A 16,620-nucleotide genomic window follows, 5' to 3' on the forward strand; every position below is an offset into this window, starting at 1 on the left:
CGGGCTCCTAGGGGCGGGCGATCATGGACGTCGACGCTTCGGCGAGCAGGTCCTGGTGCTGGTTGCGGTACACCGTGTGCCAGGTGACCAAGACGAATTTGCCGGAGCGGCCCTGCTTTTCGACGATGGAGGCGATGGTGCGCACCATCTCGACTTCGTCGCGGTGATACGCCGGCAGGTGGAAGGCGAAGCTTTCCCCGCCGGCCATCCGCTTGGGGGCGCGCGGAAACGCGAGGCTGCCCGAGACAGCGCCAGAGGAACCGTCGGGCCGCAGCGCCTCGAGGTGCGTGACACCGAGCACGGCGTACTGCAGGAAAAGCGGGGGGCAGACGATGTCGCGAAAGCCGTTTGCCCTGGCGTAGTCCGGATCGAACCACAGCGGGTTGTGGTCCCCGATCGCCGCCGCCCACCGTTGCCAGTCCCGCCGGTTCACCTCACCGGTCGCCGTGGCGGCGACCGTGCCGACGCGCGACGCCGATTCGGGGTCGATCAAGCTGTCGTCGTTCATTCGGTCTCGTCCAAGGTTTCCTCCAGCCACGATGCGGCGACGTCCGCCCCGCCGCCCCACGTCGAGCCCAACCGTGCCCGCTCGGACCACAGGTGCAAATCGGTCTCGGTGACGTACCCCATGCCGCCGTGCAATTGGTGGGCGTCCAACGTGATCAACCGGGAAGCGGTGGCGGCGTGCATGCGCGCGATGGCGGTCTCCCGGGTCGCCATGCGGCCGCGCGCGATCCAGAAGACCGCCGCATGCGCGGCCAGCCGGGCCGCCGACAGGGCGATGTGCATGTCGGCGACGAGGTGCTGGGCGGCCTGGAACGACGCGATGGGCCGGCCGAATTGGTGACGCAGCGTGGTGTAGTCGACGGTGCGGTCGATCACGGCCTGCCCGACGCCCACCAAGTCGAGCGACCCCAGGGCGACCGCGGCGTTGGCCACGCGCCGCAACGCCGTGGCGGTGGCGTCGCCCACCAGCGCGTCGGCGCCGACCATGACGTCGTCGAAGCGGGCCGTGAACGCCCGGTGCCCGCCCGCCATGGCGAGCGGCTCCACGGACACACCGGGGGCGTCGGGGTCGACGACGAACACCAACGTATCGTCTTGCACCGCAGCCGATATCACGATGACATCGGCGACGTCGACGTCGGCAATGTAGTCCGCGGTGCCGCTCAGCCGCCAACCCGCGGCAACGGGATCGGCCCGCAGCTCGGCCGACACCACGGCGGCGTCGCGTGGGCTCCACAGCGCGGTGGTGCCGCGGATCGCGCCCGACACAAGGCCCGGCAGCAAGCTCCGCTTGGCCACCGGGGAGCCGAGTTGATCGATCGCCAGCGCCGCGTGGATGCTGCTGGCGATCGTCGTCGGGCACAGCGCGCGTCCGGCCTCGATGGAGAAAACGGCGAGGTCGTCCAGCGTGCCGCCGGAGCCGCCGTACTCCTCGCCGATGACCAGCCCGAGCACACCCGCCTCGGTCAGCGCCTTCCACAGCGCTGGGGTACGCCGGTCGGCGCCCGGTTCGGTCAGCGCGCGCACCAGGGGCACCGGGCACTCGGCGGCCAGCAGGGCGCGCAGCGACGACGCGAACGCGCGCTGTTCGGCGGTGGGTATCACCTTCATGCGTCAGCGCCCGTAGCTGGGCATGTTGTGCCCGCGCTGGGCGATGATGTCGCGGAGCACCTCGTTGGTGCCGCCGCCGAATCGCATCAGGGGCGCCGCCCGGTAGAGCCGCTCGAACGTGCCGGCCAGCGGCGCGGCAGGGCTGCGGTGCGCCAGCAAGCCGTCCGGGCCGAGCAGATCGAGCGCGAGGACGGCGATGCGCTGGCGCAGCTCGCTGGTGAACACCTTTTCGACGCTGACCTCCACCGAGGGGATCACTCCGCCGTCGAGGATGGACGCGGCCTCGTAGCCCATCAGGGTGGCGACCGCCACGTCCGCCTCGGCCTGCGCGAGCCTGCGCCGCAGCGACGGGCTTGCGGCCGGCACGGTGCCATCGCGTCGCGGCCGCCGCGCGAGCTCCCGCAACTCGTCCACGGCGCGCCGCAGGTCGCCCGCGTTGGTCAGCGCACCGCGTTCCAGATCCAGCGCGCCGGTGATGTAGGTCCAGCCGCGGTTGACTTCGCCCACCAGGTTGGTGACCGGCACCCGCACGTCGCGAAAATGCACCTCGTTGGTGCGGTAGCCCGACCACGCGTAGAGCGGGCGGACCGTCACGCCGGGACTGTCGATTCCGACGACGATGACCGAGATGCCCCGATGGCGGGCGGCCGCGGGATCGGTGCGCACGCAGAGCCACTCGTGGGTGGCACGCTGCGCGCCGCTGTTCCAGATCTTGGTGCCGTTGATCACCCACTCGTCGCCGTCGCGGACCGCACTGGTGCGCAGGTTGGCCAGGTCGGTGCCCGCGTCGGGCTCGGAATATCCGACGGCGCAGATCATTTCGCCCCTGGCAATCAGGGGTAGCCATTCGGCTCTGTTCCGTTCGGTGCCGTGCCGCATGATCATGGGCGCCACCGAGGTGACCGTCAGATCGGGCCCGGGCACGCCCCAGTACTCGAATTCGCTCATCAACAGGTGCAGGTGCATGGCACCCAGGCCCTCTTTGTCGGCAAGGCCGCCGTACTCGGGTGGCCAGTTCAGCCCGAACCAGCCCTTCTGCCCGATCTTGCGACGGAACCGCGCCACCTCTCCGTCCGGGAATTCCAGGTCGTGCTGGGCGAGCTCGGCGCGCAGCTCCGCGGTGACGTTGTCGTGGAGGAACTCGCGGACCTCGGCCAGCCACGCGCGCTGCCCGGCGTCGAGTTCGAAATCCATGCGGGCGCCTGTGCCTTTCTGCCAGCCTTACACCAAGCAGCGTCAGCGTAACGCTACGGCGATCGTGCGCCCGGAATTTCGCCGCAACGTCAGGCCCGGCGCCGGTGATTCGTGGGCGCCGACTGTAAATACGCTGTCAAACTCCCGTTAATTCGCATCGGCGCTCTCGCAGATCGGTGGCACGGCTGCCAAAATTTGTGAATCGGCTGGTCGACGCGGACCAGGACCTGCCCGAGGGAGCCCGAGGGAGATGTCATGCCCACCGTTGAGACACGCCTCCGCGAAGACTTACGCAACTATGCCGTCGAATTGCGGCAACTGGCATACACCCTTCCGCTCGGTGTGGGCGAGCACGCGCTCTTGCAGTTGTCCGACCGCATGCGCGCCGCCGCCGAGCAGGCCATGCGCAAGGGAGCCTGACCGCGATCCGACGCGCTTACGCGTCGTCCGGGTTCAGACCGGCAAACGTCAGTCCTGCGGCGACGGCGGCTATGGCCTGCGCGACCAGATAGATCCATAACGTCGGCCACGCGAACAGACCATCGAGCGCGGCACCCACTGCGACCGACGGGTTGAACGCGCCACCGGAGACGGAGCCGACCGCGAAAGCCCCTGCCACCACGGTGAATCCGATGGCCAGGCCGTAGTACGAGTTGTCGGGGTGCGCGCTGCTCGTGGCGACGTTGAGCACGACGTAGCACAGGGCGAAGGTGAACAGGAACTCCACGACGAACACGGCGACCAGTCTGTCGGTCGGCAGCACCAGCGTCGCCGGCCTCCCGGCGTGCGCGGGGTCGACGACCCAGTGCACCACCGCCGCCGCGATCAGCCCGGCGCCCAATTGCGCGGCCCAGTACCAGGCGGCCTCCGCCGCCGATATCCGCCGCCGCACCAGCACGGCCAGCGTGACCGCCGGGTTGTAGTGGCCCCCGGAGATGTGGCCGCCCGCGTACACCATCACCATCAGTACCGCACCGATCGCCAACGGCGCCAGCGGGTTTCCGCTGCCGGCCGCGGCACCGCAGGTGAACACCAAGAAAAAGGTGCCGATCGCCTCGACCACGCACTTCGCTGCGGTACGTGAGCGGCCGGCGGCGGGGTCCGCTTCGACAGTGGTGTCCTTGCCCTCGAGCTGGGTGATTCGTTGCATGACACCACCATCGCCCGGGATGGGGGCGGCGTCGTCGGTGCTGCCGCCCGTCGACGCCCCCGGCTGGCGTCAGTTTCGCGATTCCTGCCAGCCGCAACCGCCTGCCCGCTCAGCCGCCCTTGAGCCGGATCTTCCAGCGGACGAAGCTCAGGTAGAAGACGCTGATCACCACCAGCATGCCGATGTCGAACCACCACGCGGCCGGCGTGTGCCGCCAGTGCGAGTCCTTCGGGCTGAGCGGGCCGGGAACCAATTTGGACAGGTCCGCGGTGGAGGCCGACGCCGCGAAGCCCCAGCGCGCCGGAGTGGCCCAGGACATCTGGTCCAGCCCGAGCCGGCCCGTCACCGGGATCATGCCGCCGGAGAACACCAGCTGCGACATCACGGCCACCACCAGCAGCGGCATGATCTGTTCGTTCGACTTGGCGATGGCCGACAGCGCCAACCCGAGCATGGCCGACGCCACGCACGTCAGCGCGACGTCGGCGAACAGTTCGAGACCGGGCCGGCCGAGGGCCACCGCACCCTGGGTCGGACCGCCCTTGCCGATCAGCACGATGATGGTCACGATCGCCGACTGGATGACCGCGAAAACCGTGTAGACGCAGACCTTGGCCAGCAGGTAGGCGCTGGTGGACAGCCCGACCGCCTGTTCGCGCAAAAAGATCGGGCGTTCACCGATCAGGTCACGGATGGTCAGCGCAGTTCCCATGAACACCGCACCGACGTTGAGCAGCACCAGGATCTGCCCGGGTTCGTTGGGCGCGGCGCCGTACGGGTTGGGGATGCCGAACCCGACGTTGCCGGGCACCGACATGGACAGCGAACCCATGATGAACGGCAGCACCGCCAGGAACACGAAGTAGCCCCGGTCGGAGAAGATCAGCCGGACCTGCCGCCGCGCGATCGTGGAGAACTGCCGGACGAGGCTGGTGTGCGACGGGTCGCCCAGGTCGGCGGGCTGCTGCGCGGGCGGCGGCGGCGGTGTCGGGCCGGTGCGGGCCAGGTAGCGGGCCTTCGCCCCGTCGGGATCGCCCGCGACGCTGCTGAAAATGTCGGCCCAGTTCGTGGTCCCCATGGCCGCCCCGATCTGGCTGGGCGGCCCACAGAAGGCGGTCTTGCCGCCGGGGGCCAGCAGCAGGACCTGATCGCAGACGTCCAGGTAGGTCAGCGAGTGGGTGACCACGAGCACCACGCGGCCGGCGTCGGCCAGCTGCCGCAGCATGGTCATCACCTGGCGGTCCAGCGCGGGGTCCAGGCCGGAGGTCGGCTCGTCGAGGATCAGCAGCGACGGCCCGGTCAGCAACTCCAGGGCGACCGAGGCGCGCTTGCGCTGGCCGCCGGAGAGCTTGTCGACCCGGGTGTGCAGGTGCTGGGTCATCTCGAGTTCCTCGAGCACCCGGGCGACCACCTGGGCCCGGTCGTCCTTGGTGGTGTCCGGCGGCAGCCGCAGCTCGGCGGCGTACATCAGCGCCTGCTGCACCGTCAGCTGCCCGTGCACCACGTCGTCCTGGGGCACCATGCCGATCCTGCTGCGCAGCGAGGCGTACTCGGCGTGCACGTTGTGGCCCTCGAACGCGACGGTGCCCCTGGTCGGGTGCGTGTACCCCGCGACCAGCCGGGCGAACGTCGACTTGCCCGCCCCCGACGGCCCGATGACGGCCGTCAGCGTCCCGGGCTGCGCACCCAACGAGATGTCGTCCAGCAGCGTCTTGTTGTTCTCGATCGTCCACGTCACGCCGCGCACGTCCAGCCCACCCGTGGGGGTCGCGGTCGCGCTCTCGTCGCGCCGGGCCAGCGTGCCGCCGGCGAAGACGAGGTCGATGTTGCCGATCGTGACGACGTCGCCGTCGTGTAGCACCGCCGAGTCGACCCGGGCGCCGTTGACGAAGGTGCCGTTGATGCTGCGGTTGTCGTGGATCTCGGTGCCGTGCGGCGTCGGGACCAAGGTGGCGTGATGGCGCGACGCCAGCACTTCGGGAATGACGATGTCGTTGTCGTTGGCCCGACCGATCTTGATCGCGCCCGGGACCGATTCCGCGGCCTTGCCCGGCCGCAGGATCTTCATCATCGATGTCGCGATGTTGGACGCGTCGCCGCCGACCCGCCCGGTCTCCAATCCCGCCGGCTGCCCGGCGGGGGCCGGGGGCACGTTCACTGGCTGCGGGCGGTAGATCTGCGGCGCGTGTTGCGCCCCGCTGGGCGGCGCCGCCGGGTGCGCGCCGGTCGGGTACCGCGGCTGCGGGGCCGAGGGGTGGCTCGGCATCGATCCGCTCGGCGGATGCACGGGCTGCGGCCCGCTGGGCGGGTGGACGGGCTGCGGCCCACTCGGCTGATGCGTGGGCTGCCGGAACGAGGCCGACGCCGGTTGGTGCGGCTGGCCGGGCCAGTGCGCGCCGGACGGTTGGGACTGGGTCACGCGGGAGTTCGCCGCGGCGGCCGGGCTGACGATCGGGATCGACGTCGTCAGCGGGGGTCGCCCGGCCGAGCCCTGGTGGCGGCCGACCTCGAAGGTCAGCGCCGGCCCGTCCGGATTGCCGATGTTGACGCGCATGCCGTCCTGGATATCGACCATGGGCACGCGATGGTGATTGACGAACAGCCCGTTGAGGCTGCCGTTGTCGATGGCTATCCATCGGCCCTGGTCGAATCGGACGATGAGGTGCGTGCGGGAGATCAAGGGATGTGCCACGCGGACGTCGGCGCGGAGGTCACGCCCGATCGCGACATCGTTGCCTGCGGCGAACGTGCGCTCGGATCCTTCGTACCGCACGGTCAATACAGGTGGGGCTGATCGGCTCATTACGACCAACTGTATCGGCAGCGCCGGGAATCGGGTCGTGGAATCTCGACCGGGTGGGCTCCCCGCGCCCCGGCGCCGGCCGGCCCGCCGTCCCTGCCTGAGGGGGACGACGGTTTTCCCGACGACGTTCCCGTCGCCGATGCCGCGAAGAAGCGGCGTGCCGGGGCCCGCCTCGGAGTTCCCCTCGGGCGGTCAGGGTCCGACTGGGCGGAGCGGCGGCGCACGGTGCCGGCGACGCCCACAGTCGAGGACGGTGACGGGCAGTGGCGGTTACCGATCATGGCCGGATAGGCTTGCTGCCCTGCCACTTTCGTAGTTAAGTTAGCCGGCTGCCGCGGTGGTGTGCAGGCCGCGCCGCCACGGTGGAGCCTCGGCGGTGACGTCCTTGACGAAATCCCCGATATGGCGGATGGCGCGCCTGCCCTCCGGCAGGATGTCCGCCGCCAACGGAAAATCGTGGATCTGCCCGTCCCACAGGTGTAGATCACACGCAATGCCGCTGGCTTCCAAGCGCTTTGCCATCAGCTCGGCATCCGGGAGCAGCAGTTCATCGGAGCTGGCGTGGATGGTAACGGGCGGCAGCGCGGACAGGTCGGCGTCCACCGGCGAAGCCACGGCGGAGTCGCGGCGCCCCTCCACAACCTGTGCCTGACTCAGGTATTGGGCGAACATCGACAACGCCCCGCGCGTGAACATCGAGCACTTCCGCGCGTTGGGGTGCCGCAGCTTTCGCGCCGGGTCGGCATCGGTGAACGGTGAGATGGTCGCAATTCCCGCCGGCCGCATCACTTCGTTGCGAATGGCCAACAGCGTGGTCATGAACGCGAGATATCCGCCGGCCGAGTCGCCGGCGACGACCACCTGGTCACCGTCGAAACCACGATCCTGCAGCCAGCGAAGCCCGCTGATCCCGTCGTCGATCGCGTCGGTGATGTGATGCGAGGGCAGCTTTCGGTATCCCACGGTGAGCACCGCCGCATCCGCCGCCTTCGACAAGCGGGTGACCACCGAGCGGTGCGTGTTGAGACCGCAGGTGAGGAAGGCGCCGCCGTGCAAATAGAGGATCGCCCGGTCGGTCGACGCGCCGGGGGCGCAAACCCACTCGGCCGCACAGTTTTCCAGTCGCACCGGTTCGATTTCGGCGGAGATGCCCACGCGCGGCACCAATCCCGCGAGCCCGTCGACGTACTCGAATGGCCAGTGCAAGTTGGGAGTAACGGCCCAGGCGCGCACTGTGTTTTTCACGATCAATCGGCTGGCCAAGGAGACCGCGACCGATTGCGGGCTGTGGCGCCGGTGGACCCGCCGCTTCATTGCGCCACTTGGCAATACGCGATGTGGATCGGTGGTGCTAACCATGCAATCCCTCCTAAGTGGGCAGGGGATACCCGCGCGAGGCCGGGAAAAACTGCGGGTGAAGGTGTCGCGAATGTTGGGTACATCACGGTTTACCGCCGGTGGCCGGTGGGTATAGGTGAACTTTCCGGCTCTTGATGAAGGGCTCTTCTAGAGAGCTCCAGGGGCCCGGGCCTCGCGAATCTGGCCCGGTGGCCCAGGATATGAGCCATGAAACCCGAGATGCGGGCCGACCCGCTGTTGAGTGGCCGGGTGGCGGTGGTGACCGGCGGTGGCGGCGGCATCGGCGCGGCCACCGCCAGGGTGTTCGCGGCGCACGGAGCCCACGTGGTGATCGTCGACGTGGATGCCGCGCTAGCCGCAGGGACGGTCGACGACATCGCGGCCGCGGGTGGATCGGCCGTGGCCGTGGTCAGCGACGTCCGGGACGCGGATGCGGTCGACGACTTGGCGCGGTCGGTGCTGGATCGCTACGGTCGGGCCGACGTCCTGGTCAACAATGTGGGCCACTGGCTGCGGCATCCGGGCGACTTCGTCGACACCGACGCGCAATTCTGGGACGAGCTCTACCGGATCAACCTGCACCACGTCTTCCTGGTCACCCGGGCTTTCCTGCCGGCGATGACCGCCCGGCGGGCCGGCGCGATCGTCAATGTCTCCTCCGTGGAGGGGTTGCGCGGCTATCCGGAGGACCCGGTCTATGCCGCCTTCAAGGCCGCCGTCATCCAGTTCACCCGCAGCCTCGCCGTGCAGGTGGGCCGGCACGGGGTGCGGGTCAACGCGATCGCCCCCGACGTGACGGAATCGCTGCAGGTGCCCTACTCGCAATGGCTGTCGCCCGAAGAGCAGGCGCAGTGGCCGCAATGGGTTCCGGTCGGCCGGATGGGGGTGCCCGAGGATCAGGCCGACGTGATCCTGTTTCTGGCGTCGGACTTGTCGGCGTTCGTCACCGGCCACACCATCCCGACCGACGGCGGAACCGGCGCGGCGGGCGGCTGGTTCCGCTCGTCGCGCCGGCCCGACCGCGAATGGACGAATCGGCCGATCGCGCCGTGATCGTCCGGGCCCTCAGACCAGCCCCAACGCGGCGTTCTCCGCCCGGATCCGGACGTTGAGCACCAGTGCGTTCGCGATGCTGAATGCGATCGCCGTCAGCCACGCCGAGTGCACCAGCGGCAGCGCGGCCACCTCCGCCGTGACGGCGGCGTAATTCGGGTGGCGTACCCATCGGTAGAGTCCGTCGCGCACCAACGGCGCGCCCGGGATGACGATGAGCCGTGGATTCCAGCGCCTGCCGAGCACGCTCACGCAGCGCCAGCGCACCGCGGTGCTCAGCGCCACCACCGCGAGCATCGGCCAGCCCAGCCATCCGATGAACGGCCGTGCGAACACCCAGGTTTCCACGACGCATGAAACCAGCAGCAGGGCATGCATACTGACCATGGCCGGGTAGTGGTCACGGCCGAATTCCTTGCCGCCGTGCGCGAGTGACCATTTGGTGTTCCGTTGTGAGACCGCCAGCTCCACCAGGCGCTCGACGCCGATGGCCAGAATGAACAGGTAGTAGTACATGGCCTCGTCCCTCACCACTGCAGCAGGAGCAGCTCGAAGCTGAAGCCCGGCCCCATCGCCAGCATCACCCCGAAGGCCCCTTCGGCGGGCGGTTGGGCGACGGTTCGGCGCAGGACGTCGAGCACGGACGCCGAGGAGATGTTGCCGTTGTCCCGCATCGAGTTTCGGCTGTGCACCAACGCCTCCGGCGGGAGTTCAAGCGCATCCTCGATCGAGTCGAGGACTTTCGGGCCGCCGGGATGACACACCCACGCCGAGACGTCGGCCAGGGACAGGCCGTGGTCGGCCAGGAAACCGTCGACCTCGTCCCGCAGGTAGGCATCGGCCATCTTGGGCACGTCGCGCGACATCACCAGCTGGAACCCGCTGGATCCCACGTTCCACCCCATGACGTCAACGGTCTCGGGCACCACACAGCTGCGCGTCCCCAAGAGCCGGGGCGCACGACGTCCGTTGTGGGCGGGGGGGATTCGGTCGGCTCCGGTGGCGACCACGGCGGCGGCGCCGTCACCGAACAGGGACACCCCGATCAGGGCGGGGATCGAGGTGTCGTCGCGCTGCAGCGTGAGGGAGCACAACTCGACCGACAGGAGCACGGCCACATCCCCCGAGTAGCCATGCAGATAGTCGTGCACGCGCGCCATCCCGGCGGCGCCGGCCACACAGCCGAGGCCGAACAGCGGAACGCGCTTGATGTTGGGCCGCAGGCCGATTCGGGTCATCAGCCGCGCGTCGATGGTCGGCACCGCGACGCCTGTGCTGGAGACCATCACGATGGTGTCCACCTCGTGTGCCGCGATGCCGGCCTCCTCCAGCGCCGAACGTATCGCCCGTTCGCCGAGATCGACGGCGACCTCGAGATAGGCGTCGTTGGCTTCGGTGAAGCCGCTCAGCTGTGGGTAGCGTGACAGCGGCAGCGCGAGGCTGCGGTGGTCTACCCCCGTCGTCTCGGCGAAACGCAGGAACCGCGGATCGGTGAATTCGGTGAGCTCGCGGGCGACTTCGTCTTGGTTGTACCGGTGCGGGGTGAAGGCCACCGCCGCCCCGGCGATGTGCGGTGCGCCCTGCTCGCGGTGAGCGGCCCGGCGCGGCGATGTGAGATGCGTTGTTGCGGTCATGCCTATGCCGACGACGGGCCGCGCCGCACGGTTCATCCGAATGACTCGCGGGTGAGATGAACCACACGGCGGCGCTTGCCGTTAACCAACCGAGGGGATGGCAGGGGAAGTAGCGCGACGCGAGTCAGGGTGTCTGCGCAGGGCGGAACCGTGCCTGGTCGTCGATGACCGTGACCGGTATGCCGTTGAGCGCACCGTTTCCGGACGGCTCGTCGATAAACGTCGGTGGGGAAAGCACATTCGTGTTGACCCCCGGTGAACTGTTGGCGACCGACAGTCGAGTGCCCGGCTTGCCGTGCCCCCATCCGTGAGGCATCGACACCACGCCCGGTTTGATTGCGTCGGTGATCTCCACGGGCACCTTGATCTCGCCGGCCGCCGACTTCACGGTGACGACGTCGTCGTCGGCGACACCGCAGCGCGCCGCGTCGTCGGGATGAATCAGCAACGTGCAGCGGTCCTTTCCCTTCATCAGCGCCGGCACGTTGTGCAGCCAGGTGTTGTTCGAGCGCAGGTGCCTGCGACTGACCAGGACCAGCGGCTCGGCGGGCCGCTCCAGCCGCGCCGTGAGCCTCGGCAGGTCATCCAGCAGGTATTGCGGGGCGAGATGGATCTTCTTGTCGAGGGTGCCCAAGATCTCGGGCAGCTGCGGCACCATCGGGCCGAAGTCTATGCCGTTCGGGTTGGCCTTGAGCATGTCCAGGGTGAGCCCGCCCGGGTTCTTGCCGTACTGGTCCCCGAACGGCCCGGTGCGCAGCGTGAGGTCCAGCATGCGCTCGGGGCCACCTTTCAAACCGGCTTCGTCATACAGCTTGCGGATCTCCGCGCCGTCGAGGCCCCGGGTGAAGGCGAGGTAGTCGAAGAAGCCGTCGTCGATCGCCGCGACGTCGACGTCCTCGGCCGGTGTCCCGGTGCATAGGCCGGTCAGCCGGATCAGGATCTCCCACTCGTGCGGGCGGTCGCCCGGATCAAACACCGGCGCGGAGTAGTTCGCGATGCTGCGGATCGCGAAAAGCAGGATCAGGTCGTCGTGGTGCGGCTGCTCCAGCGGGGACAGGCCCGGCAGGATCACATCGGCGTGCCGCGTCGTCTCGTTGAGCCAAAGGTCAACGGAGATCATCGCTTCCAGCGTCGGCAACACCTCGTCGAGCTTGTCGCCGCCCGGGGTGGACAGGACCGGATTGCCTGCGACGGTGATCAGCGCCTTGAGCTGGCCCTCGCCTGGGGTGGCGATCTCCTCGGCCATGCAGGACACCGGCGCCTGGCCCAGCACTTCCTTCGCCCCGCGCACCCGGGTGTGCCAGCGGCCGAATTCGGGCAGGCCGCCCTCCAGGCCGGGCAGCGGCTGCGTGGTGATCGACCACGCCGCCGGCTTCGGAAACATCGCTCCCCCGGGCACGTCGAAGTGGCCGGTCAGGATGTTGATCACGTCCACCAGCCAGCTGGCCAGGCTGCCGAACTCTTGGTTGCACAAACCAATTCGCCCGTACACCACGGATCTCTCGGTGCCGGCGAGCTCCCGGGCCAGAAGCCGGATGCGGTGCCCGTCGATGCCGGTGACCGCGCTGACCCGTTTCGGCGGCCACTCCGCGGCCACCCGGCGCATGGTGTCGACACCGTCGACGTGCGGCCCTGGATTGATCAGGTCTTCGTCGAACAGCGTGTGCGCCACGGCCAGCAGCAGCGCGGCGTCGGTGCCGGGCACGATGGGAAGCCATTCGTCGGCGCGGTCCGCCGTCTGCGTGCGCACCGGGTCGATCACGATCACCTTGCCTCGCTTGCGGATCGCCTCGATCAGGCCCATCACGTTGGGCGCGGCCACCAGCGACCCCTGCGACGCGGCGGGGTTGGCCCCCATGATGACCATCAGGTCGGTGCGTTCGATGTCGGGCACCGGGAAGTTCCACCAGAGGCCGTACATCAGGTGTGAGGACAGGTTCTTCGGCCATTGGTCGACCGTTCCCGGCGAATACGTCACCGGCATGCCGGACATACCCATCAGCACACCGGCGTACCGGGCCAGCGAAAACGAGTGCGCCAGCGGGTTGCCCGTGTAGGCGGTGACCGCGCCGATCCCGTATTTCTCGATCACCGGCGTCAGCAATTCGGTGCAGCGGCGGAAGGCCGCGTCCCAGCTGACCTCGCGCCATTGGCCGTCGACCTTGATCATGGGCCGGCGGATGCGATCCGGGTCGTCGTGCAGCGCCGCAAGTGAGACACCCTTCGGGCAGATGTGTCCGCGGCTCCACACGTCGTCGCGGTTTCCCCGGATGCCGGTGACCTTGCCGCCGTCGACCCGAATCTCCAAGCCGCACATGGCTTCACAGAGGGGGCAGGTGCGCAGGTGCCTGCCGTCTTCGCCCGTTGTCACCCACCCACTGTATTCCGCTACCGACCGTCGCGGAAGTGGCAAAATGCGGCAACCGGCGGCCGACGAATTCCTTGAGAGACATTTGAATCGGGTCGGTGCGCTGTACAAGGGCGAGTCGCCGAACTTAGCGTCGACGCCGTGAGCGATCACGCCACCGCCATCGAATACCTGCGCGCTGAAGTCATCGACCGGATAGACGCCCAGCCCTTCGAGGACTGGTCCCCCGCCCTGCTGCGGGCCCTGATCGCGGTCTTCGACCTGAACGGCGTGGTCCCGGCCACCCCCCGCGCCTTCCGGCCGCACATCGTGAAGTAGCCGTCGCAAGCGCGAAAACGGCACTGGCAGAGCGCTTTCCACGACGCCTCGGTGACGGGGCAACGTCCGCGTATTAGGCTCCGGGAAAGCCCGGCAACCCGGCGGGAGAACGGAGCCACCGCGGTGGAGATGTGGGAACTGTCCGCGCGTGAGCGGATCCGCGACACGATCGCCCGCTACAACTGGGCCGGAGACGCCGGCGATGCGGACGGCCTGGCCGCGACGTTCTGCGTGGACGGCGTCCTGGAAATCCGCGGCCGCGAGCCGCTGCGGGGACGATCGGCGATCGCCGCGTTTCTGCGCGGTGTGGCCGTCACCCGGGAAGCAGACGTCAAGCCGATCGTCCGGCACATCGTCACCAACGTGCTGTTCACCGGGCTCAGCCACGACACGGCGCACGTCTCGTCGTACTTCACCGTGGTCACCCACGTCGGCCTCGACCATGCCGGCCGCTACCGCGACACCTTGGTGCCCGACGGCGGCACCTGGCTCATCAGCCATCGAAAGGTGTCGACCGACTGGGTGGCCCCGGACTCCGCCATGGCTCACCGCAGATGAACGTCGGTGGCGATTCCGTTGAATGTCTGGCCGACGATGTTTGCCGCGGACCGCTCAACGGCTACAGATAGAAATCACACCTAGACATTGCGGTTGATCCTGATTGCGTTCGCCGGTGGGCCCCGGGACTGAGCGCACGCTGTGTGACCAGCGGTCATAGCCGCACCGACGAGACGAGCGGATATGGAACGACTGAGCGGTTTTGACGCGTTCTTCCTGTACATGGAATCACCGACGCAGCCCTTGAACGTTTGCTGCGTGCTGGAGTTGGACCCGTCGACCATGCCGGGTGGCTACACATTCGGCCGGTTGCATGAAGCGCTGTCGGCGCGGCTGGACGCGGTGCCGGAATTCCGTCTCAAGCTGGCCGACAGCCAACTGAACCTCGACCATCCGGTGTGGACCGACGACGATGATTTCGACCTCGGGCGGCATCTGCACCGTGCTGCGGTCCCGGCGCCCGGCGGGCCCCGGGAGTTAGCGGAGATCTGTGGTCACGTCGCCGGGCTCCCACTCGATCGCGATCGACCGCTGTGGGAGATGTGGGTGATCGAGGGCCTGCACGGCAACGAGGCGCTGGCCGTCGTCCTCAAGGTTCACCACGCGGTGGTGGACGGGGTGGGTGGGGCCAACCTGTTGGCCCAGTTGTGCAGCAGCGCGCCCGACGCCCCGGCGCCGGAACCCGCCACCCGCGTCGGCGCGGCGAATCCCCTGCTGATCGCCGCCTCCGGGCTGGTCGCCGCCGGGCTGCGGCCGTGGCGCCTGGCCAAGGTGTTGCCGACGACCGCGCTGACGCTGGCCCAGACGGTGCTGCGCGCCCGCGGCGGTGGACACACCATGGCGGCCCCCTTCGCCGGGCCGCCGACGCCTTTCAGCGGCCGCTTCACCAAACGCCGCAACGTCGCCTTGGCCAGCCTGGACCTTGAAGACGTCAAGAAGGTCAAGAACAGGTTCGGCGTCACCGTCAACGACGTGGTCACCGCGCTGTGCGCGGGGGCGCTGCGGCAGTTCTTGCTGGAGCGGGGCGAACTGACCGACAGGCCGCTGGTGGCCAGTGTGCCGGTTTCGGTCCGGGGCAAATCGGACCGGCCGGGCCGCAACCAGACCACCTGGATGCTGTGCCGGCTGGAAACCCACATCGACGACCCGGCGCAACGACTGCGCAGCATCGCCGAAGGCAACACCGCCGCCAAGGAGCACGCCGCCGCCCTCGGTCCCAGCCTGCTGCAGGACTGGACGCAGGTGGCCGGACAGACGATGTTCGGCGCCGCGATGAAGCTGCTGCCGCGCATACCCCTGCCTGAGAAGCCGCCGCACAACCTGGTGATGTCCAACGTGCCCGGCCCGCAGGAACAGCTCTACTTCCTGGGCTGCCGGCTCGACGCCATGTACCCGCTCGGCCCGATCATCGCCGGCGCCGGACTCAACATCACCGTGATGTCGCTCAACGGGCGGCTCGGCATCGGCCTCATCGCCTGCCCCGACCTGGTCGCCGACCTGTGGGACGTCGCCGACGCCTTCCCCGCCGCGCTCAAAGAGCTGCTGAATTGCAGCGAACCCAGCCACGATTAAACCCGGCCCGCGCAGCCCCGTCGGACCACGCGGCCGTGGCATGGCAAGGTGACTTCCGTGGCACACACCGTTGCGCAACATGACCTGCGTGAAATCAGCACTCCCAAGGGCGCTTTGCGTTACTACGACACCGGCCCGGAATCCGCCCCGGTGCTGCTGTTCCTGCACGGCTCCGGCCCGGGCGTCACCGGATGGCGCAACTTTCGCGGCATCCTGCCCGCGTTCGCCGAGCGGTTCCGCTGCCTGATCCTGGAGTTTCCCGGCTTCGGTGTCAGCGACGACTTCGGCGGCCACCCGATGGTCACCGCGTTCGGGACCGTGTCGCCCTTCCTGGACGCGCTCGAGGTCCGGAAGGTGCACATCGTCGGCAATTCGATGGGCGGCGGGGTCGGCATCAACTTCGCCACCCACAACCCCGACCGCGTCGACCGATTGGTGACCATCGGCGGCATCGGGACCAACATCTTCAGCCCGAGCCCGAGCGAGGGCATCCGGCTGCTGCAGGAGTTCGTCGAGGACCCCACCCGGCAGCGGCTGGTCGACTGGCTCAAGTCGATGGTCTACGACCAGGCGCTGATCACCGAGGAGCTGATCGCGGAACGCTGGGAGCTGGCCACCGACCCGGACACGCTGGCCGCGGCGCGCCGCATGTACGGGAAGGCGGCCTTCGCCGCGATGAACGCCGCGATGGCCGCCTCCGACCGCCCGATGCCGTGGGCCGTCATGCACAAGCTGACCGCGCCCACCCTGCTGACGTGGGGACGCGACGACCGGGTGAGCCCGCCGGACATGGCCCTCATCCCGATGCGCACCATCCCCAACGCGGAGCTGCACATCTTCCCCAATTCCGGGCACTGGGCGATGATCGAGGCCCGGGAGGCGTTCGAGAGCGTCGTGCTGGCGTTCCTCTCGCGGGGCTAGCGGCGACGGCCAGCGCGGCGAAGCCGGGCGAAGCGGGTCGATGCCATCTACACGCCGACGCCCGTGTCTCCCC

General features: G+C 68.8%; 15 protein-coding genes. 6 read left to right on the top strand and 9 right to left on the bottom strand.

Annotated features, from left to right (window positions below):
• Positions 1 to 7: 7 nt before the first annotated feature.
• The 3 genes from C1737_RS06615 to C1737_RS06625 are packed head-to-tail and all read right to left on the bottom strand — an operon-like array spanning position 8 to position 2,811.
• Complete coding sequence (locus C1737_RS06615) at positions 8 to 508, bottom strand: MaoC family dehydratase N-terminal domain-containing protein (protein WP_068095199.1); 501 nt, start codon at positions 506 to 508, stop codon at positions 8 to 10.
• Positions 505 to 1,617, bottom strand: a complete 1,113-nt coding sequence (locus C1737_RS06620; RefSeq protein WP_068095201.1) for an acyl-CoA dehydrogenase family protein — start codon at positions 1,615 to 1,617, stop codon at positions 505 to 507. Before C1737_RS06620 ends, C1737_RS06615 begins: the two co-directional genes overlap by 4 nt.
• 3 nt (positions 1,618 to 1,620) lie before the next feature.
• Positions 1,621 to 2,811, bottom strand: a complete 1,191-nt coding sequence (locus C1737_RS06625) for an acyl-CoA dehydrogenase family protein (protein WP_067922637.1) — start codon at positions 2,809 to 2,811, stop codon at positions 1,621 to 1,623.
• A gap of 255 nt (positions 2,812 to 3,066) precedes the next feature.
• On the opposite strand from C1737_RS06625, the gene C1737_RS26840 reads away from it, so the two are divergent.
• Entirely contained in the window at positions 3,067 to 3,231 is a 165-nt protein-coding gene (locus C1737_RS26840) for a hypothetical protein (RefSeq protein ID WP_197509197.1), read from the top strand.
• A 16-nt stretch (positions 3,232 to 3,247) separates the two neighbouring features.
• On the opposite strand, the gene C1737_RS06630 is transcribed toward C1737_RS26840, so the two are convergent.
• From C1737_RS06630 to C1737_RS06640, 3 genes are all read right to left on the bottom strand, one after another.
• Positions 3,248 to 3,961, bottom strand: coding sequence for an MIP/aquaporin family protein (locus C1737_RS06630; RefSeq protein WP_082972881.1), 714 nt, complete (start codon positions 3,959 to 3,961; stop codon positions 3,248 to 3,250).
• Between the two features lie 109 nt (positions 3,962 to 4,070).
• Complete coding sequence (locus C1737_RS06635; RefSeq protein ID WP_082972882.1) at positions 4,071 to 6,764, bottom strand: FHA domain-containing protein; 2,694 nt, start codon at positions 6,762 to 6,764, stop codon at positions 4,071 to 4,073.
• 321 nt (positions 6,765 to 7,085) lie between these two features.
• Positions 7,086 to 8,123: an alpha/beta hydrolase gene (locus tag C1737_RS06640; protein ID WP_068095205.1), complete on the bottom strand. Its 1,038-nt coding sequence runs from the start codon at positions 8,121 to 8,123 to the stop codon at positions 7,086 to 7,088.
• Between the two features lie 207 nt (positions 8,124 to 8,330).
• On the opposite strand from C1737_RS06640, the gene C1737_RS06645 reads away from it, so the two are divergent.
• Positions 8,331 to 9,176 carry an SDR family NAD(P)-dependent oxidoreductase gene (locus tag C1737_RS06645; protein ID WP_068095207.1) on the top strand — a complete coding sequence of 282 codons (846 nt, stop codon included), beginning with the start codon at positions 8,331 to 8,333 and terminating at the stop codon, positions 9,174 to 9,176.
• Positions 9,177 to 9,188: 12 nt separating this feature from the next.
• On the opposite strand, the gene C1737_RS06650 is transcribed toward C1737_RS06645, so the two are convergent.
• The 3 genes from C1737_RS06650 to C1737_RS06660 all read right to left on the bottom strand — a co-directional run bounded on the left by C1737_RS06650 (position 9,189) and on the right by C1737_RS06660 (position 13,181).
• Positions 9,189 to 9,692, bottom strand: a complete 504-nt coding sequence (locus tag C1737_RS06650; protein ID WP_067922650.1) for an isoprenylcysteine carboxyl methyltransferase family protein — start codon at positions 9,690 to 9,692, stop codon at positions 9,189 to 9,191.
• A gap of 11 nt (positions 9,693 to 9,703) precedes the next feature.
• Complete coding sequence (locus C1737_RS06655; RefSeq protein ID WP_082972883.1) at positions 9,704 to 10,810, bottom strand: type III polyketide synthase; 1,107 nt, start codon at positions 10,808 to 10,810, stop codon at positions 9,704 to 9,706.
• Between the two features lie 124 nt (positions 10,811 to 10,934).
• Positions 10,935 to 13,181, bottom strand: a complete 2,247-nt coding sequence (locus tag C1737_RS06660) for a molybdopterin oxidoreductase family protein (protein WP_102417535.1) — start codon at positions 13,179 to 13,181, stop codon at positions 10,935 to 10,937.
• Positions 13,182 to 13,319: 138 nt separating this feature from the next.
• Here C1737_RS06660 and C1737_RS26700 point away from each other — a divergent pair, with 138 nt between their 5' ends.
• From C1737_RS26700 to C1737_RS06675, 4 genes are all read left to right on the top strand, one after another.
• Positions 13,320 to 13,496 (top strand): hypothetical protein, encoded by a 177-nt coding sequence (locus tag C1737_RS26700; protein WP_156751832.1) that lies wholly within the window; start codon positions 13,320 to 13,322, stop codon positions 13,494 to 13,496.
• 123 nt (positions 13,497 to 13,619) lie between these two features.
• On the top strand, positions 13,620 to 14,054 hold the full coding sequence (locus tag C1737_RS06665; protein WP_068095211.1) for a nuclear transport factor 2 family protein: 435 nt from the start codon (positions 13,620 to 13,622) through the stop codon (positions 14,052 to 14,054).
• Between the two features lie 183 nt (positions 14,055 to 14,237).
• Positions 14,238 to 15,626 carry a wax ester/triacylglycerol synthase family O-acyltransferase gene (locus C1737_RS06670; RefSeq protein WP_067922660.1) on the top strand — a complete coding sequence of 463 codons (1,389 nt, stop codon included), beginning with the start codon at positions 14,238 to 14,240 and terminating at the stop codon, positions 15,624 to 15,626.
• 57 nt (positions 15,627 to 15,683) lie between these two features.
• Positions 15,684 to 16,547 carry an alpha/beta fold hydrolase gene (locus C1737_RS06675; protein ID WP_197516351.1) on the top strand — a complete coding sequence of 288 codons (864 nt, stop codon included), beginning with the start codon at positions 15,684 to 15,686 and terminating at the stop codon, positions 16,545 to 16,547.
• The last annotated feature ends 73 nt before the right edge of the window (positions 16,548 to 16,620 follow it).

Origin of the sequence: Mycobacterium sp. 4858 (assembly GCF_900240975.1) — a bacterium.
GTDB lineage: Bacteria > Actinomycetota > Actinomycetes > Mycobacteriales > Mycobacteriaceae > Mycobacterium.